Origin of the sequence: Streptomyces sp. NPDC001373 (genome assembly GCF_042895815.1) — a bacterium.
In the GTDB taxonomy this organism is placed as follows: domain Bacteria; phylum Actinomycetota; class Actinomycetes; order Streptomycetales; family Streptomycetaceae; genus Streptomyces.
Genome location: NZ_JBIAWQ010000005.1, coordinates 25104 through 50437, shown reverse-complemented (window position 1 = coordinate 50437; position 25334 = coordinate 25104). Strand labels below are relative to the sequence as shown.

Here is a 25334-nt window from a genome sequence, read left to right as displayed (position 1 = left end):
CTGTCCTGGGGCTGCGTCCATCCGTGCCGTCCAGCACCGTTCCGATGCGGCGGTTCGGCGCACGAAGAGAGATGATCAGTCGAAAGTCTGGTCAACCGGTCCGGTGCCGGGAAAACCGCCAGGGGTAAGTATGAACTCGGCCATTTCCTCCATTGACGACACCGACCGGGCACTCGTTCACGCCCTCCAGCTCGCGCCCCGCGCCAGCTGGGAGCGGCTGGCCCCGGTGCTCGGGGCCCGCCCGGAGACCCTGGCGCGCCGCTGGGAGCGGATGACGTCCGCCGGGGAGGCCTGGGTCTCGGGGCTGGGGCTGCGCACGGGGACCCAGGCGCCCTGCATGGCGTGGGTGGAGGTGATGTGCGCGGCGGGCACCTCCCCGGCGGTGGGCGCGGCCCTGGCGGGCGACGCGCACACGATGGGGGTCGAGCACACCACCGGCGGCCGCGACCTGCTGGCCTTCGTGGCCCTGCCGGACCTGCACCTGCTGTTCCGCTACCTGTCCTTCCGGGTGCAGCGGATCCCGGGGGTGACCGGCACCCGCTCCTCGATGGTCACGGTGGTCCACTCGGCCCCCGACCGCTGGCGCATGGACCATCTGTCCCCGGCCCAGGCCGCCCTGCTGACGGGGCGTACGCGGCGGGCGCCGGGGACGCCGGGAGCGGCGGCGCCGCCGGTGGCCCCGGTGTCCGGGGAGGACCGGCCGCTGATGATGGCGCTGGCGGCGGACGGGCGGCGCAGCGTGGCCTCGCTGGCCCGGGAGTCGGGGATGAGCGAGTCGACCGTCCGGCGCCGGCTGAGCCGGCTGGAGGCTGGGCAGAGCCTGCGCTACAGCTGTGCGATGGCGTCGGGGCTGTCCGGCTGGCCGGTGTCGGCGACCCTGTGGGCGGAGGTGCGCGAGCACGAGGTCGCCGACTGCGCGGCGGTGGCCGCGGGGCTGCGCGAGACGCGGACCTGCATGTCGGTGAGCGGCACCTGGAACTTCATGATCAGTGCCCGGCTGCGGACCGTGGAGGGGCTGGCCCGCTACAGCGCCGACCTGTCCCGCCGGCTGCCGGGGCTGCGCATCACCGACACGGCGGTGGCGCTGCACGTGCGCAAGTCGGGGGCGCAGGAGCTGGACCAGACGGGGCGGCGGGTACGGACCGTCCGGCCGGACATCTGGGCGGACCCGGCGCCGGGGGCGGCGGACCGGGCCTGATCCGGGGCGCGGAGAGGTGGACCGGACCCGGGGCGCGGGACCGGGCCCGGCCCGGAGGGCGGTGGGAGCACGGCGACGGCGGCCCTGGACGCACACGCGACGGCGCCCCCGGACGGGCGTGCGCGGCGGGTACGCCACACCCGCAGTGGGTGGCGTACGTTACAGCCGCGCGCCCGTCCGGGGGCGGGTGCGCGCGGGCCCCGGGGTCCGCGGGCCCTTCAGTGCGCGAAGGCCGGTTCGGGGGCGGGATCGGCCGCGGTCTTCCCGGCACCGAGGTGGTTGAAGGCCAGGTTGAGCAGGATCGCGACCACACAGCCGGTGCTGATGCCGGAGTCGAGGACGACGAGGAGGTCCTTCGGGAAGGCATGGTAGAAGTCCGGCGCGGCGATCGGGATCAGGCCGATGCCGACCGAGGCGGCGACGATGAGGGCGTTCTCGCCCTTCTCCATGGCCGCACCCGCCAGCGTCTGGATGCCGCTGGCCGCCACCGAGCCGAAGAGCACGATGCCGGCGCCGCCGAGGACGGGCAGCGGGACGACCCCGATGACGGAGGCGGCCACCGGACACAGGCCCAGCAGGACCAGGATGCCGCCGCCCGCGGCGACGACGAAGCGGCTGCGGACCCTGGTCATCGCGACGAGCCCGATGTTCTGTGCGAAGGCACTGCACATGAACCCGTTGAACAGGGGGCTGAGCGCGCTGCCGAGGGTGTCGGCGCGCAGGCCGCCCTCGATGGTCCTCGCGTCCGCCGGACGGCCCACGATCCGGCCGAGGGCCAGGATGTCGGCGGTGGACTCGGTCATGCAGACCAGCATCACGATGCACATCGAGACGATCGCCGCGACCTGGAACTGAGGGGCGCCGAAGTGGAAGGGGGCCGGGAAGCCGACGAGGTCCGCGTTGCGGACGGCGTCGAAGTTCGCCATGCCCAGGGGTATCGCGACGAGGGTGCCCGCGACCAGGCCGAGGAGGATGGAGATCTGCTGGAGGAACCCGCGCAGGAACTTGCGCATCACCAGGACGATCACCAGGGTGAGGGCCGCCATGCCGATGTTCTTCATGGAGCCGTAGTCGGCGGCCGTGCGGTTGCCGCCCTGGGACCAGTTGAAGGCCACGGGGAGCAGCGAGACGCCGATCAGGGTGATGACCGTGCCGGTGACCACGGGCGGGAAGAACCGGACGAGCCGGCCGAAGTAGGGGGCGGCGAGGAAGCCGACCAGTCCGGCAACGATGATCGCGCCGAAGATGACGGGGATGGCGTCGTGCCCCTGGCTCTTGCCGATGGCGATCATCGGGGTGACTCCGGCGAAGGAGACGCCGTTGACGAAGGGGAGTTTGGCGCCGATCTTCCAGAACCCGAGGGTCTGGAGGAGGGTGGCGAGCCCTGCGGTGAAGAGGGAGGCGCCCATCAGGAAGGTCGTCTCGGTCGCCGAGAGGCCCACGGCGGGGCCGACGATCATGGGCGGGGCCACGACGCCCGCGTACATGGCGGCCACGTGCTGGAGGCCGCTGGTGAACATTCTGAGCGGAGGCAGGGTCTCGTCGACCGGGTGCTTCTCCTCCGGTACTGCGACTGCGTCTTTGCGGAACCTGGGCGCATCGGCCACGGCTTCCTCCGGTCGGTTAAACACGTCGGCAGGGACGTGGGTGTCAGGGAGGTGGTGCGAAAACGGTGCTGGTCGAGCCTGTGTGCAGTTGTAGGTGGAGCTGCTTCTCGTCCCAAGGGGTGCGGAATCGATTCGCCCAAAAACCGTTTCCACGTGGTGGATCCAGCCCGGTCAGGGCTGGGGGTGCCGTGGCGGGGGGCGCGGATGGCGCGCCGTGCCGGAAAGGGGTGTCACGCGTCACCGCCCCCGGGGGCGCCGTCGGATCTCTCCTCGGGCGCTTCCCGGGAACGGCTGCCGCGGACCCCGCTCGGGCCCGCGGCGGCCGGCCGGGGGCCGTCCCCCCCGGCCGGACTCCGTGGGGATCAGCCCTGCGCGGAGATCCGCGCCAGGCGCTGGGCCTCCGCGCGGGTGGACACCGCGATGGCGTCCTCGTCCGCGAAGAGCAGCCGGTTGTTCTCGACGATCTGCTTGCCGTTGACGAACGAGGCGGTGACCGGGGCGGCCGCACCGAAGACGAGCGCGGTGACCGGGTCGGCGATCGAGGAGTGCAGGAAGGTGTTCAGGTTCCACAGGACCAGGTCGGCGCACTTGCCGGCCTCGAGCGAACCGATGTTGTCGGCGCGGCCGAGGACCTGGGCGCCGCCGTAGGTGCCCAGGCGCAGCGTCTGGCGGGCGCCCAGCGCGGCCTCGCGGTGCACCGGGTTGAGACGGTTGATCAGCAGCGCGTTGCGCAGCTCGGTGTGGAGCTCGCCGGACTCGTTGGAGGCGGTGCCGTCCACGCCGAGGCCGACCGGGACGCCGGCGGCCAGCATGTCCGGGACGCGGGCGATGCCGGCGGCCAGACGGGCGTTGGAGGACGGGCAGTGCGCGACACCGGTCCTGGTGCGGGCGAACGCGGCGATGTCGGAGTCGTTCATGTGGACGCTGTGCGCCATCCACACGTCCTCGCCGAGCCAGCCGGTCGACTCGAAGTAGTCGGTCGGGCCCATGCCGAAGAGCTCGTGGCAGAACTTCTCCTCCTCGACGGTCTCCGAGCCGTGCGTGTGCATCCGCACACCGAGGCGGCGGGCCAGCTCGGCGCCCTGCTTCAGCAGCTCGGTGGAGACCGAGAAGGGGGAGCACGGGGCGACGGCGACCTGGGTCATGGCGTCGAAGGAGGCGTCGTGGAACTTCCTGATGGTCGCCTCGGTGTCCGCGAGGGCGCCTTCGAGGGTCTCGACCGCGTGGTCCGGCGGCAGGCCGCCGTCCTTCTCGCTGCGGTCCATGGAGCCGCGGGCGAGGGTGAAGCGGACGCCCATCTCGGAGGCGGCGCGGATGATCGCGCCGGAGAGGTCGCCGGAGTCCTTGGGGTAGACGTAGTGGTGGTCCATCGCGGTGGTGACACCGCCGCGGGCCATCGCGGCCAGGGAGCCCTGCGCCGCCGAGTACGCCATCTGCTCGTCGATGCGCGCCCAGGTCGGGTACAGCGCGACGAGCCAGTTGAAGAGGTTGTGGTCGGTGGCCAGGCCACGCGTGATCCACTGGTAGAAGTGGTGGTGCGTGTTGATCAGACCGGGGGTCACGAGGTGCCCGGTGCCGTCGATGCGGCGGACGACGTTCTCGAGGTTCTCGGGGGCCTTGCCCGCGCCGACGAACTCGATCTTGTTGCCTGCGATGACGACGTGACCCGAGGCGTACTCGGTGTCGTTGGCGTCGACGGTCGCGATCGCACAGTTCTCGATGACGATGCGCTCTACCGCGCCGTCATGCGCTGCCGATGCTGCCATGGGACTTCCTCGTGCTTTCAGTGGCGGTGCGGGCACGGCAGAACCCTGGGGATTTGAGTGCCGGAGCCGGGGGCCTGACAGCTGACAGTACTGTCGCCCCGTGTGATGCGTCCGGGTGCCGATTCAGGAAGCTGTGGATGTGTCGCCCCGGGGCCACTGCGGAGCCCCGGGACGCGCGTGCACTGCTCAGAGGTTGGTCATGTCCACGGGGATGCGGGCGTCAGCGCCGTCGCGGAGGACCGTCGCCTCGATCAGACCGTACGGACGGTCCGCGGCGAAGTAGACCTCGTTGTCGTTCTTGAGGCCGAAGGGCTCCAGGTCGACGAGGAAATGGTGCTTGTTCGGGAGCGAGAAGCGGACCTCGTCGATCTCCGAACGGTGGTTGATGATGCGCGAACCCATCTGGTACAGGGTCTGCTGCAGCGACAGGGAGTAGGTCTCCGCGAAGGCCTGGAGCATGTGCTTCCTGGTCTCGGCGTAGGACTTCTCCCAGTTGGGCATCCGCTGCTCGTCGTCCGACCAGTTGAAGCGCCAGCGGCCCGACACCTGGGTGGCCAGGATGCGGTCGTACGCCTCCTGCAGGGTCGTGTACTTGTCCTTCACGTAGCCCCAGAACTCGGAGTTCGTGGAGTTCATGACGATCAGGTCCTTGAGGCCGGAGACGACCTCCCAGCTCTGCCCGTCGTACGTGATCTGGGTGACGCGGGTCTCCATGCCCTTGCGGACGAAGGAGTGGTTGACCTCGTCGGAACCGATGAACTTGGAGTTGGCGTCCGAGGTGGCGATCCGGTCCCAGGCGTACTCCTCGATCCGGATGCGCGCGCGCTGGATCGGCTCCTGGCTGTTGACGAACCAGCGGGCCAGGTGGATGCCGAACTGCTCGGCGGACTCGATGCCGTACTCCTTGGCGAACGCGTACACCGTGTTCTTGGTGGTGTCCGTCGGGAGGACGTTGGCGTTCGAGCCGGAGTAGTGCACGTCGTCCATGTCGCCGGAGAGGGCGACCGAGACGTTCAGGTCCTTGATGTGGTGCGTGTCGCCGTCCCGCGTGATCTTGACGACGCGGTTCTCTGCTTTGCCGTACTGGTTCTGGCCCAGAATCGTGGCCATGCTAGCTCCCTCGGTAAACGGAGTAGCCGAACGGGTTGAGCAGCAGCGGTACGTGGTAGTGCTCGCCCGGGTCCACCGCGAAGGTGATGGTTACCTCGGGGAAGAACGCACCGCTGTCCCTTACGCGGGGGGCGTCCTGCTGCGCCTCGGCTTGCTTCTTTGAGAAGTACGTCTCGGTCTCGAAGTCGAGACGCACGTGTGTGGTGCCCTCCGGCAGGGCCGGCAGGTCCTTGCAGCGCCCGTCGGCGTCGGTGGCGGAACCGCCCAGGGCCGCCCACTCGCCGTCGAGGCCCGCGCGGGCCGACAGGGAGACGGCGACGCCCTCGGCGGGGCGGCCGATGCTGGTGTCCAGAATGTGCGTGGACACCGACGCGGTGGTCTCGGTGCTCATGTTCACTCTCCTCCTGCGAGCTCGACGAGCCGGGTCAGACGGATCCGGTTGATCTTCACGAGCTCGCCGCGCGCGATCTCCCGCTCCTGCTCCGGCGTGTTCTCGATCCGGAGCCTGACCGCGTCCCGCATGAACTCACCGGTGGCGCCGGTGGCGCAGATGAGGAACACGTGGCCGAACTTGTCCTGGTAGGCCAGGTTGAGTTCGAGGAGCTCGTTCCTGAGCTCCTCCGAGGCACCGGCCATGCCACGCTGCTCGCGGGCGGAGGTCGGGTCTCCCGGCTTCGGCCGGCCGATCGGCGCGTGGCCTCCCATCGCCTCGCCCACGTCGTCCGCGGTGAGCTCCGCCATGGCGGCCTCGTTCGCGGCGTACAGGGAGTCGGCGGCGGCGAAGGGGCGCTGGGCGAGCATCTTGCTCCCCCACGCCGAACTGGCGCACACCTCGTGCAGCTCGGCCGTGGCCTCGCTGTCGTCCAAGGCGTTGAACCGGGTCAGACCCGGGGTCGGGCTCGAAGTCACGGTAGGCCTCCGTGGCCTGTTGTTGCTTTGACGGGCTGCGCATAGCTAACGCCCTCGGCAACACGGCGTCAACACTTTGTTGAAATTTCCCGTATGCAAAAGCCGCCGCCCGGGTGAATGGGGCGGCGGCTCGTGACCGCAGGTGGAGCGTCCCTCACTCCTGGCTGTTCTGCTTGGCCGTCTTGCCGGGGTTTTCCCGGTTCAAATAGTTGTAGACCGTGAAACGGCTGACGCCCAGGGCTCCCGCCACCGTTTCCACGCCGTGGCGCACGGAGAAGGCGCCCCGCGCCTCCAGTATGCGCACCACGTCCTGCTTGGACTTCCGGTCGAGCCGGGCCAGCGGCATGCCGTGGCGTCGCTCCAGCGCCGCAAGGATGTGGTCCAGCGAGTCGGACAGCTGCGGGAGCCGCACGGCCACCACCTGCTCGCCCTCCCACGCCAGCACGACGTCGTCGGGCTCGGCCCGGGCGGGGTCCATCAGCTCGCCGCCCATCGCGTCCACCAGCGGCTTGACCGCGGCGACGAACGGGTGGTCGCGGGGCTCGGTCATGCTCCGCCCTCCCCGATCACGTTGACCTGGAGCGAGACGCGCGTGGCGCCGGCGTCCAGCGCGTCGCGCAGCAGCGCGGCCACCGCGCCCAGCACCCGGTCGGAATCGCCCTCGGCGGTGTTGCCGAAGGGACCCACGTCGACCGCGTCCAGCTGGGCCTCCTGAATGACCTCGCGCGCGGCCACGGCGTGGGCGGGGGCCTCTTCCAGGTCGAAGGGCTCGGTCGTGAACTCCACTCTCAATCGCACACCGCCAAGCTACCCAATGGCCGGGGCGGCGCGACAGCGCCTCCATGCGGGGCGGCGGCCGGGGTGACGGGCGGGCGTGAGATTTCGGGAGTCGGCACTTGACAAGCACGACGCCCGGCTTGCAGTCTTCCATCAAGCAGAAAGTAACTTCCGCAATACGGAAGGAGCGCACACCCCTCATGGGATACACCGACCAGCGCTTCGATGTGAACCTTTCGATCCTCTTCACGGAACTCCCGCTCCTGGAGCGCCCCGCGGCCGCCGCCGCGGCGGGCTTCACCGCGGTCGAGCTGTGGTGGCCCTGGATCGAGACGCCCACCCCCGCCCAGGAGGAGCTGGACGCCCTCAAGAAGGCTCTTGAGGACGCCGGCACCCAGCTGGTGGGCCTGAACTTCTACGCCGGCCGGCTCCCGGGCCCGGACCGCGGCGCGGTCTCGGTGCCCGGCGAGGAGTCGGACCGCTTCAACGCCAACATCAACGTCGCGGCGGACTTCGCCGCCTCGGTCGGCTGCAAGGCGCTCAACGCCCTCTACGGCAACCGCGTCGAGGGCGTGGACCCGGCCGTCCAGGACGAACTGGCCCTGAAGAACCTGGTCGTCGCGGCCCAGGCCGCCGACCGCGTGGGTGCGGTCCTCCTGATCGAGACCCTCAACCAGCCCGAGTCGCCGCTCTACCCGCTGGTGAGCGCCCCGGCCGGCATCGAGGTGGTGGACAAGGTGAACGAGGCCACCGGCCTCGGGAACGCCAAGTTCCTCCTGGACCTGTACCACCTGGCGATGAACGACGAGGACCTCTCCGAGGTCATCGAGAAGTACGCCGCCAAGACCGGGCACGTCCAGATCGCGGACAAGCCCGGACGCGGTGCCCCCGGCACCGGCGAGCTGCCCCTCGAGGACCTCCTCGACCAGCTCGGGAAGGCCGGATACCAGGGCTACGTAGGCCTCGAGTACAAGGCGGCCGACGCCGCCGCGTCCTTCGAGTGGCTGCCGGCCGAGGCCCGCGCCGCCCGGTAGGCGGACAAAGTCCGGGCGATCAGCCAGGCACCCCCCGCACTTTTCGTACGAAGCATGAAGAGAAGGACCTCGTCATGAGCAACCCCGCTGCGCTCCCGAAGATTGCCTGGATCGGACTCGGCATCATGGGCTCCCCCATGTCCGAGAACCTGCTGAAGGCCGGCTACCCGGTCACCGGCTTCACCCTCGAGCAGGACAAGCTGGACCGCCTGGCCGCCGCCGGCGGCACCGCCGCCGGCTCGATCGCCGAGGCCGTCGCGGACGCCGACGTCATCATCACGATGGTGCCCGCCTCCCCGCAGGTCGAGGCCATCAACTACGGCCCGAACGGCATCCTGGAGAACGCCAGGTCCGGTGCGCTGATCGTCGACATGTCGTCGATCACCCCGCAGACCTCCGTCGACCTGGCGAAGAACGCCGCCGAGAAGGGCATCCGCGTCATCGACGCCCCGGTGTCCGGCGGCGAGGCCGGCGCCATCGAGGCCGTCCTGTCGATCATGGTGGGCGGCGAGCAGGCCGACTTCGACGCGGCGCTGCCGATCCTCGAGACCCTCGGCAAGGTCATCGTCCTGTGCGGTCCGCACGGCTCCGGCCAGACGGTGAAGGCCGCCAACCAGCTCATCGTCGCGGTGAACATCCAGGCGTGCGCCGAGGCCGTCGTCTTCCTCGAGAAGTCCGGCGTGAACCTCGAGGCCGCCCTCGACGTCCTCAACGGCGGTCTGGCCGGCTCCACGGTCCTGACCCGCAAGAAGGACAACTTCCTGAACCGCGACTTCAAGCCCGGCTTCCGGATCGACCTGCACCACAAGGACATGGGCATCGTCACCGACGCCGCCCGCAACGTCGGCGCCGCCCTGCCCGTCGGCGCGGTCGTCGCCCAGTTGGTCGCCTCCCTGCGCGCCCAGGGCGACGGCGGCCTGGACCACTCCGCCCTGCTGCGCGCGGTCGAGCGCCTCTCCGGCGCCCGGGTCTGACCCCCCTCGCGGCCCGCCCGCCGGGCCGCCCCCCCTCAAGGGGGCCCGAGTTTCCGGATGGTGCCGGTGCTGACACCTGTCCTGTCGCGCCCAAGCGCCGGCGCCGTCCGGATTTCCTCCCCGCTCTTTCTTTCAACAAACTGTTGACGTCGCGTTCACGCCGAAATTAGGCTGTTCCGCATGACGGAATACGCTTTCCGTCAGCAGTCACCCGTACGGAAGGTCACCATGTCGAAGCGCACGCTGACGACCGAGTCCGGCGCCCCGGTCGCCGACAATCAGAACTCCGCCACCGCCGGCGTCGGTGGCCCCCTCCTGATCCAGGACCAGCAGCTCCTCGAGAAGCTCGCCCGCTTCAACCGTGAGCGCATCCCGGAGCGTGTGGTGCACGCCCGCGGCTCGGCCGCGTACGGCTACTTCGAGGTGACCGACGACGTCACCGCCTACACCTCGGCCAGGTTCCTCTCCGAGGTCGGCAAGAAGACCGAGACCTTCCTGCGGTTCTCCACCGTGGCCGACTCCCTCGGTGGCGCGGACGCCGTCCGCGACCCGCGCGGCTTCGCGCTGAAGTTCTACACCGAGGACGGCAACTACGACCTCGTCGGCAACAACACCCCGGTGTTCTTCATCAAGGACCCGATCAAGTTCCCCGACTTCATCCACTCCCAGAAGCGCGACCCGTTCACGGGCAGGCAGGAGCCGGACAACGTCTGGGACTTCTGGGCGCACGCCCCCGAGGCGACGCACCAGATCACCTGGCTGATGGGCGACCGCGGCATCCCCGCGTCCTACCGCCACATGAACGGCTACGGCTCCCACACCTACCAGTGGACCAACGCCCAGGGCGATACCTTCTTCGTCAAGTACCACTTCAAGACGAACCAGGGCATCCGCTGCCTGTCGGCCGAGCAGGCCGCCGAGCTCGTCGGCAAGGACGCGAACTCGCACCAGACCGACCTGCTCCAGGCCATCGAGCGCGGCGTGAACCCGAGCTGGACCCTCTACGTCCAGATCATGCCGGCCGCCGAGGCCGCGGACTACCGCTTCAACCCGTTCGACCTCACCAAGGTGTGGCCGCACGCCGACTACCCGCTCCAGCGCGTGGGCCGCCTTGTCCTCGACCGCAACCCGGACAACGTCTTCGCCGAGGTCGAGCAGTCCGCGTTCTCCCCGAACAACTTCGTCCCGGGCATCACCGCCTCGCCGGACAAGATGCTCCAGGGCCGCCTCTTCGCCTACGCCGACGCCCAGCGCTACCGCCTCGGTGTGAACCACACCCAGCTGCCGGTCAACGCCCCGAAGGCGACAAAGGCCGACAACTACGGCCGCGATGGCGTCATGGCACTGCGCAACGGCTCGCGCCACGACAAGAACTACGAGCCCAACTCGTACCGGGGTCCGGCCGAGACCGGCATAGCCCTGGGCGCCCCGAAGGCCGTCTCCGGCTACACGGGCACCCACGAGGCCCCCGCCCACACCAAGGACGACGACTTCTTCCAGGCCGGCGAGCTCTACCGCCTGATGTCGGAGGCCGAGAAGCAGCGTCTGGTGGCGAACATCGCGGGCGGCCTGTCCCAGGTCACCCTCGAGGACGTCATCGAGAAGAACCTGGCTCACTTCCACGCCGCGGACGCCGACTACGGCAAGCGCGTCGAGGAGGCCGTGCGCGCCCTGCGCGACGCCTGAGCCCCACAGATGTACCGCGGGCCTGACGGGAGGTCAGGCCTACGGTGCTGAGCCCGCACCGCGGACCCGGATGAGGGGTGGTACGCGGTGGGGGCCGGACGAGGACCGTGGCAGGCGAGCGAGCCAGTGCGGTGGTCATGGGTCCCGAGGCCCGTCTCTTGACCTGAGGGAGACGGCGCCGGAGTTCTCGTCGCCCGCCCGCCACGGTCCCAGCCACTCCTCTCTGCAGGGGCCACGCACGGAGTCCCCTGGAGAGAGGAGAAGAACCGACACCTCCCCCACGTCTCCGCCCGGCGGTGCGAACGTCCTGTCGCGCCAGCCTCGCTCCGTCGGGCGGTAACCACCAGAGCGCCGAGTCACGGACGGTCCCGTGACTCGGCGCTTTGCCGTCGTCTCCCCCTACCGGGCGGGTGCGGTGCGCGGCAGGCGTACGGAGAGCAGCAGGGCGACGGCCAGCAGCCCCGCCGTCGCCAGGGCCGTGCCGCCGAGCGCGGCGCCCGGGCTGCTGCCGTGGTCGGCGAAGGCGGACCAGACGGTGACCAGCAGGGCCACGCCCACGGCGTTGGCCAGCTGCTGCACGGCGTTGAGCACCCCGGAGGCGGAACCCACCTCGGACTCGGCCACCCCCGCGAGGATCACGTCGAACAGCGGCGGGATCACCAGGCCCATCCCGAGCCCCGTGACGAAGGTGCCCGGCAGCAGCCGCCAGCCGTCCACCGCCCCGTCGGCGGTGGCGGCCAGCAGGCCCAGACCGAGGGCGGTCAGGACGATGCCCGCCTGGATCACCACCCGGCCGTGCTTCTGTGCGAGCCCTCCCGCCGGGCCGGCGGCGACCGCGATCCCCAGGGCCAGCGGGGCCACGGAGTACCCGGCCCCGGCCGGCGAGAGACCCAGCGGCCCCTGGAGGAACAGGGACAGGACCAGCATCAGGCCCGTGAAGGCGGCGAAGAAGGCGACGGCGACCGCGATCCCGCCCGTGTAGCCGCGGTCGTCCAGCAGGGCCGGGGCCACCAGGGGCGAGGGGCGTCGCCGCTGGAGCCGGGCGAACAGCCAGAAGCCCAGCGGCCCGGCGGCCATCAGGCCGAGGCTCCAGGCGGGCCAGCCCAGCTCCCGCCCCTGCACGAGGGGGTAGACCAGGGCCCCCGAGGCGGCCCCCGCCAGCAGCATGCCCGGCACGTCGAGCCGCGCGCCCCCGTCGGGCACCGTGCGCGGGATCCAGCGGACCGCCCCGGCCAGGGCCGCCAGGCCCAACGGGACGTTCACCAGGAAGACCAGCCGCCAGCCGCTGCCGAACAGGTCGGCCCCGGTGAGCAGGCCGCCCAGGACGGGGCCGCCGACGGCACAGACCCCCATCACGGGCCCGAACAGGCCGAAGGCCCTGGCCTGTTCGGGGCCCTCGAAGACCTCCTTGACGATGCCGAAGCCCTGCGGCAGCAGCAGTGCGCCGAAGGCCCCCTGGGCGGCGCGGGCCGCGATCAGCCAGGCGGGTCCCGGGGCGGCGGCGCACAGGGCGGAGGCGAGGGTGAATCCGGCGGCGCCCAGCAGGAAGAGCCGGCGCCGGCCGAAGCGGTCCCCGAGCCGTCCGGCGGTGATCAGCAGGACGGCGAAGGGCAGGGTGTACGCGGCCTGGAGCCACTGGGTGGTCGACGGGCCGCCGCCCAGATCGGCGGCGATCGCCGGGGCGGCCACCCCGGTGATCGTCGCGTCGAGCAGGTCCATGACCTCGGCGGCCAGCACCACCGCCAGGGCGTGCCGGCGGTAGGGATACGGGTGGTTCACGACAGGGGTCCCCCAGAAGCATCGTTGCGGCAGCACGGACGGCATGAACACCGGAAGCGTCACGAACGGCAGTCGTCACGAACGGCAGTCGACATTACGAACGCCGTTCGTTACGAACAACGTTCGCTACGAACACTGTTCGTTGTCAAGTGCTAGCCTGTCCCCATGCAGACGCCCCCGCCCCGTCGGAGCACCCGCTCCCGCCCCGCCAAGTCCCCGCTCAGCGAGGCCGCCGTCGTCGAAGCGGGCCTGCGGGTCCTGCGGCGCGAGGGGGTGGACGCCGTCACGATGCGCAAGGTCGCGGCCGAGCTCGACACCGGCCCCGCGTCCCTCTACGTGTACGTCTCCCAGCGCGGCGAACTGCTGCGCCTGATGCACGACGCCGTCATCGCGACCGTGCCGCTCCCGGCGATCGATCCGGGCCGCTGGCGCGAACAGCTCACCGCCCTGATCACGGACGTGGTGCGCGCACTGGGCGCCCACCCCGGCATCGGCCGGGTCTCCCTGGGCGACATCCCCACCACCCCGGCCTGGCTCGGCCTCTTCGACCGCGTCCTCGGACTGCTCCTGGCGGGCGGGATCGAGCGGCAGCGCGCGGCCTGGGGCTGCGACCTCATCGCCCTGCACATCGGGGCGGTCACCTACGAGGTGGACTCCGCCGGCCCGGCCGCCGGCGACGGCGAGGAGGCCCTCCAGGGTGCCCTCGACGCCCGCCACGCCCGGGTCGGGATCGAGGAGCGGCTGGCCGGCCTCGACCCCGCCCGGTACCCGCACCTGGCCGCCAGCACGGTCGAACTGGCCGCCGGACCGGCGTCGGCGCGGCTCGCGCTCGGCATCGACGTACTGATCGGCGGCCTGGCCGGCGGGCCGGCCTGAAACGCGGAGCGGCCCCCGCCCCTCCTGGCGGAGGGACGGGGGCCGGCCGGCAGCTGCGGGGTTGATCAGACCCGGAGGGCCTTGATCGCGGTCGGGGCGTGGCCCGGCTCGGTCGCGAGCTCCTCGAACTCGGTGACGTCGCTCATGTCGACCGTCTTGCTCATCGCGATGTTGGTGACGCGCTCCAGGATGGCCTCGACGACGACCGGGACCTGGAACTCCTGCGCCAGCTTCTTGGCCTCCTCGAAGGCCTCGCCCAGCTTGTCCGGGTCGGTGACGCGGATGGCCTTGACGCCCAGGCCCTCGGCGACCTTGACGTGGTCGACGCCGTAGACGCCGATCTCCGGGGTGTTGATGTTCTCGAACTCGAGGTTGACCTCGAAGTTGATGCCGAGGCCGCCCTGCGCCTGGCGGATGAGGCCCAGGTAGGCGTTGTTCACGAGGACGTGGACGTAGGGGACCTTGTGCTGGGCGGCGACCGCCAGCTCCTCGATCATGAACTGGAAGTCGTAGTCGCCGGAGAGCGCGACGACCGGCGTCTCGGGCTGCGCGGTGGCTGCGCCGATGGCCGCCGGGATGGTCCAGCCGAGCGGGCCGGCCTGGCCGCAGTTGACCCAGTGGCGCGGCTTGTAGACGTGCAGGAACTGCGCGGCCGCGATCTGGGAGAGGCCGATGGTGGTGACATAGCGGGTCTCCGGGCCGAACGCCTTGTTCATCTCCTCGTAGACGCGCTGCGGCTTCATGGGGATGTTCTCGAAGTGCGTACGGCGCTGCAGGGTGGCCTTGCGCTCCTGCGCGGAGGCGGCCCAGGCGGAGAAGTCCGGGAGCCTGCCCTCGGCCTTGAGCTCCCTGGCGACCTCGATGAAGAGCTCCAGGGCGGCCTTGGCGTCGGAGGCGATGCCGAAGTCGGGGGCGAAGATCTTGCCCAGCTGGGTGGGCTCGATGTCGACGTGGACGAACTTGCGGCCCTTGGTGTAGGCGTCGAGGTTGTAGCCGGTGTGGCGGTTGGCCCAGCGGTTGCCGATGCCGATGACGGTGTCCGACTCGAGGAACGTCGCGTTGCCGTAGCGGTGGGCGGTCTGGACGCCGACCATGCCGGCTGCCAGCTCATGGTCGTCCGGGATGGTGCCCCAGCCCATCAGGGTGGAGATGACCGGGATGTTCGTCAGCTCGGCGAACTCGACCAGCAGGTCGCAGGCGTCGGCGTTGACGATGCCGCCGCCGGCGACGATCAGCGGGCGCTCGGCCTCCAGCAGGAAGCCCAGGGCCTTCTCGGCCTGGGCGCGGCTGGCCTGCGGCTTGTAGACCGGCAGCGGGGTGTAGGTCTCGGGGTCGAACTCGATCTCGGTCAGCTGGACGTCGATCGGCAGGTCGATGAGGACCGGGCCCGGACGGCCGGAGCGCATCAGGTGGAAGGCCTGCTGGAAGACGCCGGGGACCTGCGCGGCCTCCAGGACCGTGGTGGCGGCCTTGGTGACGGGCTTGGCGATCGTGGCGATGTCGACGGCCTGGAAGTCCTCCTTGTGGAGCTTCGAGACCGGCGCCTGACCCGTGATGCAGAGGATCGGGACGGAGTCCGCGATGGCGGAGTACAGACCGGTGATCATGTCCGTGCCGGCGGGGCCCGAGGTGCCGATGCAGACGCCGATGTTGCCCGCCTCGGCACGGGTGTAGCCCTCGGCCATGTGCGAGGCGCCCTCGACGTGACGGGCCAGCGTGTGCGCGATCCCGCCCACGTTCTTGAGCTCGCGGTAGAACGGGTTGATCGCGGCACCGGGCACACCGAATGCCTGTTCGACACCCTCGAGCTTGAGGATCTCAACGGCGGCAGCGGCGGCTGTCATTCGAGGCATCAGGTTCTCCTGCGGGTCTGGCGGTCAGACTTTTTCCGGCATCCGGAATTTTTGTTCTGCTATACGAAACAAGCTAAGTGGCGGCTTCCCGCACGTCAAGGCGGTGGGCCACCCCCGAACCCACCAAAAGCCGCATCTCTTTCGGTGAGTTGCACAAATGACCGGGCCCGGAGGGTGAATCGGCGGCAATCGGCGGGCTCGCCCGGCGCGGCGGTCGCCGGTGGTGGAGCATGGACCCACGCACAGCTACGGAGGGGGTCCAGGGCTCATGGCGGAAGCGGTACCGGTGCGCTGCCCGGCGTGCCAGCGCGAGAACGGCTACATCTCCCCGGTCTTCCCGTGCGCCTGCGGGAGCCCGGTCGTCCCGCCGCTCGACCTGACGGCGGCGCCCCTGCCCCTGACCCACCGGACCTGGCAGGACAGCTGGGTGGCGGTGCGGTGCGGGTCCTGCGGGCGGGAGAGCGAGTGGCCGCACCCGGAGGTCGGCTGCGGGTCGTGCGGGACGGTGGCGCTGGTGCCCGTACGGCAGCCGGGACGGCCGGACACCGGGCCGGACGCCGGGGCGCAGGCGGGTGCCGGGGCCGGGCCGGACGCCGGGCCGGACCCGGGGGCGGCGTCGGGTGCGCCGGACGGGGCGGGCGCGGGGGACGGCGGACGCCGCGACGGGCCCCCGGCGGGCCGGGCCCCGGCCGGCGGGTCCGCTGCGGCCGCCGCCGCCCCGGCCCGGGGTCCCGTCTCCCGGCCGCCGTTCCGGCCCGTGACCATCCGTACCGCCCGGGACGCGGTGGCGGCGGCCGCCCTGTACCTGCGCTGGCTCGGCTTCCGCGACGTCCGCCGGCCCGACGGGGTGCCGATCCCCTCGGCGGCGGTGGACCTGCGGGCCCCGGGGGTGGTGGCGCAGGTGGACCCGACCACGGCCCCGGCCGGGCTGCGGGCGGTGGAGTGCGTGTGGCTGAACGGTCTGACGGCCTCGGCGACCGCCGTCTACTTCGCCCTGGCGGGCTATACGGAGGAGGCCCGGGGGCGCGCCGACGACCTGGGGATACCGCTGTTCGTCATGGACCTCACGGGCATGCCGCAGCCGGTCAACGACCCGGCGGACGCACTGGTCGGACGGGGGGCCTAGGCTCGGGGGCTGTTCGCACGTGTTGCCCGATCGTTTCGCCCCTGCCTGCCGAGGAGAGCCCGATGAGCCTGTACGACATCCCGCTGACCACCCTGGACGACGAGCCCACCAGCCTGGCGGCCCACCGGGGCAAGGCCATCCTGCTGGTGAACACCGCCTCGCAGTGCGGGCTCACCCCCCAGTACTCGGGTCTCGCCCGGCTCCAGTTCACGTACGAGGACAAGGGCTTCACCGTCGTCGGTGTGCCCTGCAACCAGTTCGGCGGCCAGGAGCCGGGCACCGCGGAGGACATCCAGACCTTCTGCGCGGCCGGCTTCGGCGTGACCTTCCCGATGCTGGAGAAGACCGAGGTGAACGGCGAGAACCGGCACCCGCTGTACCAGGAGCTGGTGAAGACCCCGGACGCCGACGGTGAGGCGGGGGACATCCAGTGGAACTTCGAGAAGTTCCTGATCTCCCCCGCCGGCGAGGTCGTGGCGCGCTTCCGCCCGCGCACCGAGCCGGAGGCCCCCGAGGTCATCGCCGCCATCGAGGCGCAGCTGCCGGCCTGAGCCGCGGCCGTACGGGTGCCCGGCGGCCCGGGCGCCCGCGGGCCGGCGCGTCAGGGGGGCCGGGCATCAGGGGGCCGGGCGTCAGCGGGCCGGGGCGGACCTCATCCCGCCAGATCCGCCTCGTCGTACTCCTGGGTGGAGCCGGCGGCCGTGAGGTCCCGCAGCTCCACCCGGCGGATCTTCCCTGACACGGTCTTGGGGAGCTCGGCGAACTCGATGCGCCGGATCCGCTTGTACGGGGACAGGACCGCGCGGGAGTGCTCGAACAGCAGCCGGGCGGTCTCCTTCCCGGGCTCCCAGCCGGCGGCGAGGGTGATGTAGGCCTTCGGCACGGCCAGCCGCAGCGCGTCCGGGGCCGGTACGACGGCCGCCTCGGCGACCGCCTCGTGCTCCAGCAGGGCGCTCTCCAGCTCGAACGGGCTGATCTTGTAGTCGGAGGCCTTGAAGACGTCGTCGGCCCGGCCGACGTAGGTGAGGTAGCCGTCGGCGTCGCGCGAGGCGATGTCCCCGGTGCGGTAGAGCCCGTCCGCCATGGCCTCGGCGGTGCGCTCGGGGTCGTCGCGGTAGCCGGTCATCACCCCGGCGGGGGCGCGGCGCAGGTCCACGCACAGCTCCCCCTCGTCGGGGGACTCCTTGCCGGTGACGGGGTCCAGCAGCACGATCCCGTACCCGGGCGCGGGGCGGCCCATGGACCCCGGCTTGACCTCGGCGCCGGGGAAGTTGCCCACCTGGAGGGTGGTCTCGGTCTGCCCGAAACCGTCGCGGATGGTGACGCCCCAGGCCTCCTTGACCCGTTCGATGACCTCGGGGTTCAAGGGCTCGCCGGCCGCCACGGCCTCGCGCGGGGGCCGGCGGAGCGCGGTCAGGTCGGACTGGATCAGCATCCGCCAGACGGTCGGCGGGGCGCAGAAGGTGGTGACGCCGCCGCGGTCCATCTCGGCCATGAGCCGCTGGGCGTCGAAGCGGGTGTAGTTGTGGACGAAGACGGTCGCGCCGGCGTTCCAGGGGGCGAAGAGGTTGGACCAGGCGTGCTTGGCCCAGCCGGGCGAAGCGATGTTGAGGTGGACGTCACCGGGGCGCAGGCCGAGCCAGTACATGGTCGAGAGGTGCCCGATGGGGTACGAGGCGTGGGTGTGCTCGACGAGCTTGGGGCGGGCGGTGGTGCCCGAGGTGAAGTAGAGCATCAGCGGGTCGGAGGCGAGGGTGGTCCCGTCGGGGCGGAACCCGCTGTCGGCCCCGTCCATGTCCGCGAGCCGCAGCCAGCCGGCCGGGACCTCGTCCCCGGCGGCGATCCGCGTGTAGTCGCCCGCCACCTCGTCGAACTTCGGGGTGTCCTCGACGCGCGCGATCACATGGCGGACGTTGCCGCGCTCGATCCGGTCGCGCAGGTCGGCGGGGCCGAGCAGCGGGGTGGCGGGGATGACGACGGCGCGCAGTCTCATGGCGCCGAGCATCACCTCCCACAGTTCGCGCTGGTTGCCGAGCATGACCAGGATCCGGTCGCCGGCGGCGACACCCCGCTCACGCAGCCAGGTGGCGGCGGACCCGGACCGCAGCCGCATCTCGTCGAAGGTGACGGCCTCGGTGGTCCCGTCCTCCTCGACGATCCGCAGCGCGTCGGCGCCGTTGCCCTCCGCGATGCGGTCGAACCAGTCGAACGCCCAGTTGAAGCGCTCGGGGCGGGGCCAGGTGAACCCGTCCCGGGCGGCCTCGTACCGCCCTCGGTGGGCGAGCAGGAAGTCCCGTGCGGCCAGGAAGCTTTCGGTGGCGCTGTTCTCCGTCATGGGAGGCATCGTGCCGCGCCGGACTGGCCCTCCACCAGGGCGGCGTCAGCCTCGGATTGACCCGAAGCGCACCTTCCCGGGGCCCTCGCCCATCGCGGCGAGCATCGCCTCGCCCTCGGCGGCGATCTCCTCCTTGACCGCGCCCGTCACCTCGCGGAACAGCTCCACGGTGACCCCTCCCGCCTCGCCGGCCCACACCCCGCCGAGGAACCCGTCGACCATCAGCACGCACCGGCTCTGGTTCCCGTGCGCGTTCAGCCCCTTGAACTCGGGCGGGACGACGCGGGTCCGGTCGGCGTGCGAGAGGAGCAGGTTGTCGAACTCGGGGAGGAAGCGGGGCGGCGCCGGGGTGCCGGGGTCGGGGCGGGGCGCGTCGGGCAGGTCGAACAGCTCGACCCCGTTCTCGTCGCGGAAGGCCACCAGACGCGGGCGCAGCCGCTCGAAGGCCTCGCGGAGCCGGGTGATCCCGGCCCAGGTCTGCATGTCCTTGACGGAGGCGGGCCCGAAGGCGCCGAGGTACCGCAGCACCACCGCGTCGATCCCCTCCGGCTCCTCCCCCGGGGACTGCCCGACCCACGTCTCCAGGGTGGTCAGCCGGACCTGCCCGCTGCGCCCCCACACCCCGCGCGGGGTCACCTGCACGAGCGGCAGCAGGCAGCGCGCGGCCACGGCCAGCGACTGCGGATCGGCGCCGGGCCACTCCCGCAGCAGCTCCTCGCGGATCTCCCCCATGGTGCGGGGCTCCTCCTCGACGAACGCCCGGGCCCGCTCGGCCAGCACCCCGAGATCGACCCCGGCCAGCCCCTTCCGGAAGTACCCCACCTCCCGGTCCCGCGCCGCCTGCACCAAGGGCCTCACCGTGAGGGCGTCGGACACCGTGTGGGTGTGGATGGTCGACCGCATGGTCACCATCCGCACGACCTCCCGCTCCTCCATCAGCCGCCCGAGTTCCCCCGGCCGGAACCCGGCGAGCCGCGCGTACAGCTGGTAGTAGGGCGGCTTGACGTTCTGCGCCTGCAGCCCGAGCAGGTGCGCGACGGCGCCGTGCGCCGACATCGCGGAGCGGCTCAGCAGCGACTGCCGGGCGAGCGTGGCGCGGTTGAGCGCACGGACACCGAGAACGGAACGCGGAGAAGAGGCCATACCCGCAACCTAGACCCCGTTGCGGACAACCACTGTCCGCAGCCACCGAGCAGCGCCGCGAACCGCCCGATGTCCGGCGGGGTCGCGTCCTCCTCGACGGCCTGCGGACGGAAACGCGCCGGACGGCCACCGCTCCGTCCCGCGCGTGACGCCGTTGCGGCTCGCCACGGCAGCCGCGATCCCGGGCACGGGGTGCCTCCCGGCCGCGGTCGCTCACGGCGGCGGGGCGTCGCCGCCGTTGCGGCCGTCCGCGAGGGGCATGAAGCCGATGCACTCCACGTCGATCTGGTCGGCCAGTTCCACCAGGGCGTCGGCCAGGCCGAGGGTCGTGCCCGGGTCGAGGTCCGTCCCGCCGTCGTACACCGACTCCAGCCAGCCGCCCGCGAGGCGCCGCAGCAGGGCGGTGACCTCGTCGGCGGGGATCAGCAGACCTCCGTCCGCCACCGAGACCAGGGGTACGTACGCGTTCATGGCGCCACCTCCTCCGCTCCGCGCTGCGCCGGACGACGCACGTCAGCTGTCGCGCCCGGCCGCCGCGATGGCCGCGAGTGCCGAACCGGGGTCCTGCTCCACTACGAGGTCGCCCAGGCTGAGGACGCCGACGAGTTCGCCTTCGCCGGTCACCACGGGCAGGCGGCGCAGTGCCTTGCGCCGCATGAGGGCGATGGCCTGGTCGACCCCGTCGTCGGGGCGGACCGTGACCGGGTCGGTGCTGCAGACGGCCTGCACGGTCGTCTCGCCGGGGTCCCGGTTGTCGGCCATGGCGCGGACGACGAGGTCCCGGTCGGTCAGGATGCCGCGAAGCCGACCCTCGTCGACGACGAGGACGTCCCCGATGCCGGCGTCCCGCATCACCCGGGCCGCCTCCGCCAGCGAGGTCGCCTTCTCGACGGTCACCGGATTCCCGGTCATCACCTCACGCACACGACGGGCCATGGTTCCTCCCACTGCCGGACGCGGTCCCACCTGGCGGCTACCCGCCCCGGGCCGGGGCAATCCGCCGCCACCCCGGAGGGGTGGGCCCACGGGCGGGCCCACGGGCGGGGGCGCGGGTCGGCATCTCGGGGGCCTCAGGTGCCTCCGGCGTCTCAGGCGGCGGGCAGGACGGCGTCGAGGCGGCGCAGAGCGGCCCGCCGCTGGACCAGGGCCAGACCGGCCACACCCGCGCCGAGCGCCAGCCAGCCCGTCGGCCCCGCGGCCATCACGGCGCCGGTCAGCAGCAGCGGCCCCAGGGCTTTCTGGGCGGACGGAGAGATGCCGGCCACCCCCAGGTACGAGGCCCTGGCCTGCTGCGGTGCGAGGGAGACGGCCAGCTCCCAGGAGCACACCGAGCGCACCAGCTCGGCGGCGGTGACCAGGACCGCCGCGCCGAGCAGGGTGGCGGAGGCGGCCCAGGGGCCGTGGGCGGGGGTGAGCGCGAGGAGCGCGCAGGCGGCGAGCAGGAACAGCCCGTACCAGGCGACGGCGCCGGCCGCCTGGCGCGGGGTGCCCACCTTCGCGGACACGGTGAGCTGGAGGACGACGACGAGGACGGTGTTGACGGCGAGGAAGACCGGGACGACGGCGTGCGGCGCGTCGGTGTGGTGGACGAGCCACAGGGGCAGGCCGACGTTGAGGAGGGAGTCGTCCAGGTTGAGCGGCATGTCCAGCAGGACGAAGCGGAGGTAGGCCCGGTCCCGCCACGGGCTCCTGCGGCCGGACGGGGTCCCCCCGCCGGAGGCGCTCCCCCCGTGCGGGGTGGCGTCCTCCGCCGGCCGCACGGGGGTGACCAGGCGTCCGCGGCCGTGCGGTTCCCGTGTGCGCCACACGAGTGCGGAGGCCACCAGGAAGGACAGCGCGTTGCCGAGGATGAGGACCTCGTAGGCACCCCGGGTCCCCACGGCGAGGCCGACGGCGGCGATGCCCGCGCCCACGGCGTAGCCCGCGTTGGCGGCGCTGCGCGACAGGGCCTGGTAGGTGGCACGGCGCTCGCCCGCCACCCGGGTGGCGAAGAGCATTTCGAGGGTCTTGGCCGCGCGGTCGCCGAGATGGGTGAGGGCGACGATCGCCAGGAGCAGCTCGAAGCGGGTGACGGCGAGCATCGCGCAGAGGGCGGCCAGCCGCAGCAGGTGACAGGCGATCAGGAGGGGGCGGACCGGGAACCGGTCCGCCAGGTGGCCGGCGACGGGCGAGCCCGCGATGCCCGCGATCGCGCCGACGCCGAGCATGAGGCCGAGGCGTCCGGCGTCGAGGCCGACGACGAAGGTGAAGAAGAGGACGGAGGAGGCGGCCCAGACGCCGGTCCCGGTGCGGTCGAGGAGCTGGGCGAGCAGCATGATCCGCGCGTCGCGACCACCGGGCGGCCGCCGCAGCTGCGCGATCAGGCCGCCCGGTGCCGGGCCGCTCACCGGGTCCGGTTCCGGACCCGCGTCGGCCCCCGGGCTCGCGGCCGGCCCCGTGGCCGGGGTCGGACCCGCGAGCGGCTTCGGGCCCGGTCCCGCGCCCGTGCACGCCCCCGCACGCGCACCCGCTTCGGCCGGGCCCGCGGCCGACCCCGGATTCGCCACCGTGGGCGGGGTCGGACCCGCAGCCGGCCTCAGGCCCGGGTCCGCGCCCGCAGCCACACTGCCCGCACCCGCATCGCCCTCCGGGTCCACAGCCGGGTGCGGGCCCCCGCCCTTCCCGGGGCCCCGGCCGGCGGCCCCGCCGGTGCCGGGGCCCGGAGCGGCTTCCTCGCCGCTGCCGGTGTCCTTCCGCTGCCCTGCCGTGCCGCGCCGCCCCATGCCGGGTCTCCGCCTTCCCCCGTCCGAAAGTATCTCGATGTCGAGATACCAGGCGGTAGCCTGCCCTCCCGACTATCTCGACGTCAAGATATTTCCGGCGGTGCGGAACCCCGGGAGGCCCCTGTCCCGCCCCGGCCCGGAGGGCGGGGGCGGGACAGGGGCCTTCGCCTGGCTAGGGCGTCAGGAGCGTGGCGGCCACCCCTGCCGGGACCGGGGCCAGGCCCGCCGGGCGGGTGGTGAAGGTGCCCCGGCCCTGGGTGCGGCCGCGCAGGCGGGACGCGTAGCCGAAGAGTTCGGCCAGCGGCACCGTCGCCGTGACCACCGCGGTCCCCGCCCGGGTGGCCGAGCCCGTGACCCGGCCGCGCCGGGCGGCGAGGTCGCCGAGGACCGCGCCGACGGACTCGTCCGGGACGGTCACGGTGACCTCCGCGACCGGCTCCAGCAGCTCCAGCGTGCTCGCGCGCAGGGCCTCGCGCAGCGCGAACCGGCCGGCCGCGCGGAAGGCGAGCTCTGAGGAGTCCTTGGAGTGGGTCGCCCCGTCGGTGAGGACCACCCGCAGCCCGGTCACCGGGTGCCCGCCGAGGGGGCCCTCGGCGAGGGCGTCCCGGCAGCCGGCCTCCACGGCCCGCGCGTACTCCTGCGGGACCCGGCCCCCGACGACCGTCGAACGGAACGCGAAGCCGGGCTCCCCCAGCGGTTCGACGTCGATCACCACATGGGCGAACTGCCCCGCCCCGCCGTCCTGTTTGACGTGCCGGTGGACCAGCCCGGTGACCCCGTCCACCACGGTCTCCCGGTAGGAGACCCGGGGGCGGCCCACGACGACCTCCACGCCCTGGTCCCGGCGGATCTTCTCCACCGCGACCTCCAGATGGAGCTCGCCCAGCCCCGACAGCACGGTCTGCCCGGTCTCCGCGTCGGTCCGGACCACCAGCGAGGGGTCCTCCTCGGCGATCCGGGCCAGCGCGGCCGCGAGGCGGCCGGTGTCGGTGCTGCGGCCGGCCTCGACCGCCACGGACACCACCGGGTCGGCCACCGTGGGCGGTTCGAGGAGCAGCGGGGTCCCCGGCGCGCACAGGGTGGTGCCGGCCCGGGCCGCCTTGGGACCGATCACGGCGACGATGTCACCGGCCACCGCCTCCTCCCGCTCCTCGTGCCGGTCGGCCTGCACCCGCAGGATCCGCCCGATCCGCTCCGTCCTGCCCGTACCGGGGTCCAGTACGGTGTCGCCCTTGCGCAGGGTGCCCGCGTAGAGGCGTATGTACGTCAGCCGTCCGGTCGCCGTCGCCGTCACCTTGAAGGCGAGGGCCGCGAGCGGCTGCGCCGGGTCCGCCGGGCGGCCCTGCACCGGCGGCATGTCGGCCGGGGACGGCAGGTACGCCACGACGGCGTCCAGCAGCGGCTCGATCCCGCGGTTGCGGTACGCCGAGCCGCACAGCACCACCACGCCCTCCCCTGCGAGCGTCAGCTCGCGCAGGGCACGGACCAGCGTCGCCCCGGTGAGGGAGCCCGCCGCGCAGAACTCCTCCAGGGCGTCCGCGTGGAGCTCGGCCACCGTCTCCTCCAGCAGCCGGCGCCGCCGCAGGGCCTCCTCCCGCAGCTCCTCGGGGACGGGCGCGGCCGTGTACGAGTCGGCACCCGTCCCCCACAGCAGGGTGCGCATCCGCAGGAGGTCGACGACGCCGGTGAAGGCGTCCTCGCGGCCGACGGGCAGCTGGACGACCAGCGGGACGGTACCGAGCCGGTGCCGGATCGAGGCCACCGCGGTGTCGAGGTCGGCGCCCGCGCGGTCCAGCTTGTTGACGAAAGCGATCCTCGGCACGCCGTGCCGGTCCGCCTGCCGCCACACCGACTCGCTCTGCGGCTCGACGCCCGCGACGGCGTCGAACACCGCGACGGCCCCGTCGAGCACCCGCAGGGAGCGCTCGACCTCGTCGGCGAAGTCGACGTGCCCGGGGGTGTCGATCAGGTTGACCCGGTGCCCGTCCCAGGCGCAGCTGACGGCCGCGGCGAAGATGGTGATGCCGCGGGCCCGCTCCTGGGCGTCGAAGTCGGTGACGGTCGTCCCGTCGTGGACCTCGCCGCTCTTGTGGATGGTGCCGGTGGCGAACAGGATCCGCTCGGTGACGGTGGTCTTGCCGGCGTCGACGTGGGCGAGGATGCCGAGGTTGCGGACGGCGGTGAGGGGGTTGGGGCTGGAGTTGGTGCGGGTACGGGTGCGCATGGCCCGGGGCCTTTCGGTGCCGTGGAGCTGGTGGAGAGGGCAGCGCGATTCCCGTGCGTGGACGACCGGCGATGACGCCCGGTCAAGGGGTTTCGTACGGGGCCCGCTTCAGGGGTCCGCGTACCCACCCGGACACGGGTGGCGGTGACAGCCGCGCAGCTGCTACCGCGCGGTG

At 72.3% G+C, this 25334-nt stretch carries 22 protein-coding genes; 7 read left to right on the top strand and 15 right to left on the bottom strand.

From position 1 onward, the window contains the following. Positions 1-130: 130 nt before the first annotated feature. Complete coding sequence (locus ACFY15_RS13530; RefSeq protein WP_390689355.1) at positions 131-1198, top strand: Lrp/AsnC family transcriptional regulator; 1068 nt, start codon at positions 131-133, stop codon at positions 1196-1198. Positions 1199-1416: 218 nt separating this feature from the next. Here ACFY15_RS13530 and ACFY15_RS13525 read toward each other — a convergent pair whose 3' ends face one another. From ACFY15_RS13525 to ACFY15_RS13495, 7 genes are all read right to left on the bottom strand, one after another. Next, complete coding sequence (locus ACFY15_RS13525; RefSeq protein ID WP_390689354.1) at positions 1417-2805, bottom strand: nucleobase:cation symporter-2 family protein; 1389 nt, start codon at positions 2803-2805, stop codon at positions 1417-1419. Between the two features lie 362 nt (positions 2806-3167). After that, positions 3168-4571 (bottom strand): 8-oxoguanine deaminase, encoded by a 1404-nt coding sequence (locus ACFY15_RS13520; protein WP_390689353.1) that lies wholly within the window; start codon positions 4569-4571, stop codon positions 3168-3170. Positions 4572-4757: 186 nt separating this feature from the next. Next, positions 4758-5681 carry a factor-independent urate hydroxylase gene (gene pucL, locus ACFY15_RS13515; protein WP_390689352.1) on the bottom strand — a complete coding sequence of 308 codons (924 nt, stop codon included), beginning with the start codon at positions 5679-5681 and terminating at the stop codon, positions 4758-4760. Position 5682: 1 nt separating this feature from the next. After that, positions 5683-6072 carry a hydroxyisourate hydrolase gene (gene uraH / locus ACFY15_RS13510; RefSeq protein ID WP_390689351.1) on the bottom strand — a complete coding sequence of 130 codons (390 nt, stop codon included), beginning with the start codon at positions 6070-6072 and terminating at the stop codon, positions 5683-5685. A gap of 2 nt (positions 6073-6074) precedes the next feature. After that, the gene (gene uraD, locus ACFY15_RS13505) at positions 6075-6590 is read right to left on the bottom strand and encodes a 2-oxo-4-hydroxy-4-carboxy-5-ureidoimidazoline decarboxylase (protein WP_390825534.1); all 516 of its coding nucleotides are present in this window, start codon (positions 6588-6590) and stop codon (positions 6075-6077) included. Between the two features lie 154 nt (positions 6591-6744). Then, a complete protein-coding gene (locus tag ACFY15_RS13500) occupies positions 6745-7140 on the bottom strand; it encodes a helix-turn-helix domain-containing protein (protein WP_390689349.1) in 396 nt (131 codons plus the stop codon). Beyond that, positions 7137-7388, bottom strand: a complete 252-nt coding sequence (locus ACFY15_RS13495) for a hypothetical protein (protein ID WP_390689348.1) — start codon at positions 7386-7388, stop codon at positions 7137-7139. Before ACFY15_RS13495 ends, ACFY15_RS13500 begins: the two co-directional genes overlap by 4 nt. Before the next feature lie 179 nt (positions 7389-7567). Here ACFY15_RS13495 and ACFY15_RS13490 point away from each other — a divergent pair, with 179 nt between their 5' ends. The 3 genes from ACFY15_RS13490 (at position 7568) to ACFY15_RS13480 (ending at position 11061) form a co-directional block, all read left to right on the top strand. Next, on the top strand, positions 7568-8401 hold the full coding sequence (locus tag ACFY15_RS13490; protein ID WP_390689347.1) for a TIM barrel protein: 834 nt from the start codon (positions 7568-7570) through the stop codon (positions 8399-8401). Between the two features lie 74 nt (positions 8402-8475). Beyond that, the gene (locus tag ACFY15_RS13485; protein WP_390689346.1) at positions 8476-9375 is read left to right on the top strand and encodes a 2-hydroxy-3-oxopropionate reductase; all 900 of its coding nucleotides are present in this window, start codon (positions 8476-8478) and stop codon (positions 9373-9375) included. A gap of 228 nt (positions 9376-9603) precedes the next feature. After that, positions 9604-11061 carry a catalase gene (locus ACFY15_RS13480; protein ID WP_390689460.1) on the top strand — a complete coding sequence of 486 codons (1458 nt, stop codon included), beginning with the start codon at positions 9604-9606 and terminating at the stop codon, positions 11059-11061. Positions 11062-11460: 399 nt separating this feature from the next. Here the strand turns inward: ACFY15_RS13480 and ACFY15_RS13475 are convergent, their stop codons facing one another. After that, on the bottom strand, positions 11461-12840 hold the full coding sequence (locus tag ACFY15_RS13475; RefSeq protein WP_390689345.1) for an MFS transporter: 1380 nt from the start codon (positions 12838-12840) through the stop codon (positions 11461-11463). 165 nt (positions 12841-13005) lie between these two features. Here ACFY15_RS13475 and ACFY15_RS13470 point away from each other — a divergent pair, with 165 nt between their 5' ends. Next, a complete protein-coding gene (locus tag ACFY15_RS13470) occupies positions 13006-13716 on the top strand; it encodes a TetR/AcrR family transcriptional regulator (RefSeq protein ID WP_390689344.1) in 711 nt (236 codons plus the stop codon). Between the two features lie 65 nt (positions 13717-13781). On the opposite strand, the gene gcl is transcribed toward ACFY15_RS13470, so the two are convergent. Beyond that, entirely contained in the window at positions 13782-15569 is a 1788-nt protein-coding gene (gcl, locus tag ACFY15_RS13465; protein ID WP_390689343.1) for a glyoxylate carboligase, read from the bottom strand. Between the two features lie 268 nt (positions 15570-15837). Between gcl and ACFY15_RS13460 the strand changes: the two genes are divergently transcribed. Next, the gene (locus tag ACFY15_RS13460; RefSeq protein ID WP_390689342.1) at positions 15838-16695 is read left to right on the top strand and encodes a hypothetical protein; all 858 of its coding nucleotides are present in this window, start codon (positions 15838-15840) and stop codon (positions 16693-16695) included. A gap of 62 nt (positions 16696-16757) precedes the next feature. After that, on the top strand, positions 16758-17246 hold the full coding sequence (locus ACFY15_RS13455) for a glutathione peroxidase (protein WP_390689341.1): 489 nt from the start codon (positions 16758-16760) through the stop codon (positions 17244-17246). Positions 17247-17347: 101 nt separating this feature from the next. On the opposite strand, the gene ACFY15_RS13450 is transcribed toward ACFY15_RS13455, so the two are convergent. The 6 genes from ACFY15_RS13450 to fusA all read right to left on the bottom strand — a co-directional run bounded on the left by ACFY15_RS13450 (position 17348) and on the right by fusA (position 25159). Next, positions 17348-19030 (bottom strand): AMP-binding protein, encoded by a 1683-nt coding sequence (locus ACFY15_RS13450; protein ID WP_390689340.1) that lies wholly within the window; start codon positions 19028-19030, stop codon positions 17348-17350. A gap of 45 nt (positions 19031-19075) precedes the next feature. Next, positions 19076-20173 (bottom strand): winged helix DNA-binding domain-containing protein, encoded by a 1098-nt coding sequence (locus ACFY15_RS13445; protein ID WP_390825533.1) that lies wholly within the window; start codon positions 20171-20173, stop codon positions 19076-19078. Between the two features lie 213 nt (positions 20174-20386). Beyond that, complete coding sequence (locus ACFY15_RS13440; protein WP_390689338.1) at positions 20387-20644, bottom strand: DUF6213 family protein; 258 nt, start codon at positions 20642-20644, stop codon at positions 20387-20389. 42 nt (positions 20645-20686) lie between these two features. Continuing rightward, positions 20687-21109 (bottom strand): CBS domain-containing protein, encoded by a 423-nt coding sequence (locus ACFY15_RS13435; RefSeq protein WP_390689337.1) that lies wholly within the window; start codon positions 21107-21109, stop codon positions 20687-20689. A gap of 152 nt (positions 21110-21261) precedes the next feature. After that, complete coding sequence (locus ACFY15_RS13430; protein WP_390825532.1) at positions 21262-22560, bottom strand: MFS transporter; 1299 nt, start codon at positions 22558-22560, stop codon at positions 21262-21264. A 547-nt stretch (positions 22561-23107) separates the two neighbouring features. Continuing rightward, positions 23108-25159 carry an elongation factor G gene (gene fusA, locus ACFY15_RS13425; RefSeq protein WP_390689335.1) on the bottom strand — a complete coding sequence of 684 codons (2052 nt, stop codon included), beginning with the start codon at positions 25157-25159 and terminating at the stop codon, positions 23108-23110. Positions 25160-25334 lie beyond the last annotated feature (175 nt).

Coding starts and splice junctions, on each gene's coding strand:
- ACFY15_RS13460 (WP_390689342.1), top strand. CDS start 15,838: ATGGCGGAAGCGGTACCGGTGCGCTGCCCGGCGTGCCAGCGCGAGAAC.
- uraH (WP_390689351.1), bottom strand. CDS start 6,072: ATGAGCACCGAGACCACCGCGTCGGTGTCCACGCACATTCTGGACACC.
- fusA (WP_390689335.1), bottom strand. CDS start 25,159: ATGCGCACCCGTACCCGCACCAACTCCAGCCCCAACCCCCTCACCGCC.
- pucL (WP_390689352.1), bottom strand. CDS start 5,681: ATGGCCACGATTCTGGGCCAGAACCAGTACGGCAAAGCAGAGAACCGC.
- ACFY15_RS13445 (WP_390825533.1), bottom strand. CDS start 20,173: ATGGCCTCTTCTCCGCGTTCCGTTCTCGGTGTCCGTGCGCTCAACCGC.
- gcl (WP_390689343.1), bottom strand. CDS start 15,569: ATGCCTCGAATGACAGCCGCCGCTGCCGCCGTTGAGATCCTCAAGCTC.
- ACFY15_RS13470 (WP_390689344.1), top strand. CDS start 13,006: ATGCAGACGCCCCCGCCCCGTCGGAGCACCCGCTCCCGCCCCGCCAAG.
- ACFY15_RS13485 (WP_390689346.1), top strand. CDS start 8,476: ATGAGCAACCCCGCTGCGCTCCCGAAGATTGCCTGGATCGGACTCGGC.
- ACFY15_RS13440 (WP_390689338.1), bottom strand. CDS start 20,644: ATGAACGCGTACGTACCCCTGGTCTCGGTGGCGGACGGAGGTCTGCTG.
- ACFY15_RS13520 (WP_390689353.1), bottom strand. CDS start 4,571: ATGGCAGCATCGGCAGCGCATGACGGCGCGGTAGAGCGCATCGTCATC.
- ACFY15_RS13455 (WP_390689341.1), top strand. CDS start 16,758: ATGAGCCTGTACGACATCCCGCTGACCACCCTGGACGACGAGCCCACC.
- ACFY15_RS13435 (WP_390689337.1), bottom strand. CDS start 21,109: ATGGCCCGTCGTGTGCGTGAGGTGATGACCGGGAATCCGGTGACCGTC.
- ACFY15_RS13530 (WP_390689355.1), top strand. CDS start 131: ATGAACTCGGCCATTTCCTCCATTGACGACACCGACCGGGCACTCGTT.
- ACFY15_RS13480 (WP_390689460.1), top strand. CDS start 9,604: ATGTCGAAGCGCACGCTGACGACCGAGTCCGGCGCCCCGGTCGCCGAC.
- ACFY15_RS13500 (WP_390689349.1), bottom strand. CDS start 7,140: ATGACCGAGCCCCGCGACCACCCGTTCGTCGCCGCGGTCAAGCCGCTG.
- ACFY15_RS13450 (WP_390689340.1), bottom strand. CDS start 19,030: ATGACGGAGAACAGCGCCACCGAAAGCTTCCTGGCCGCACGGGACTTC.
- ACFY15_RS13490 (WP_390689347.1), top strand. CDS start 7,568: ATGGGATACACCGACCAGCGCTTCGATGTGAACCTTTCGATCCTCTTC.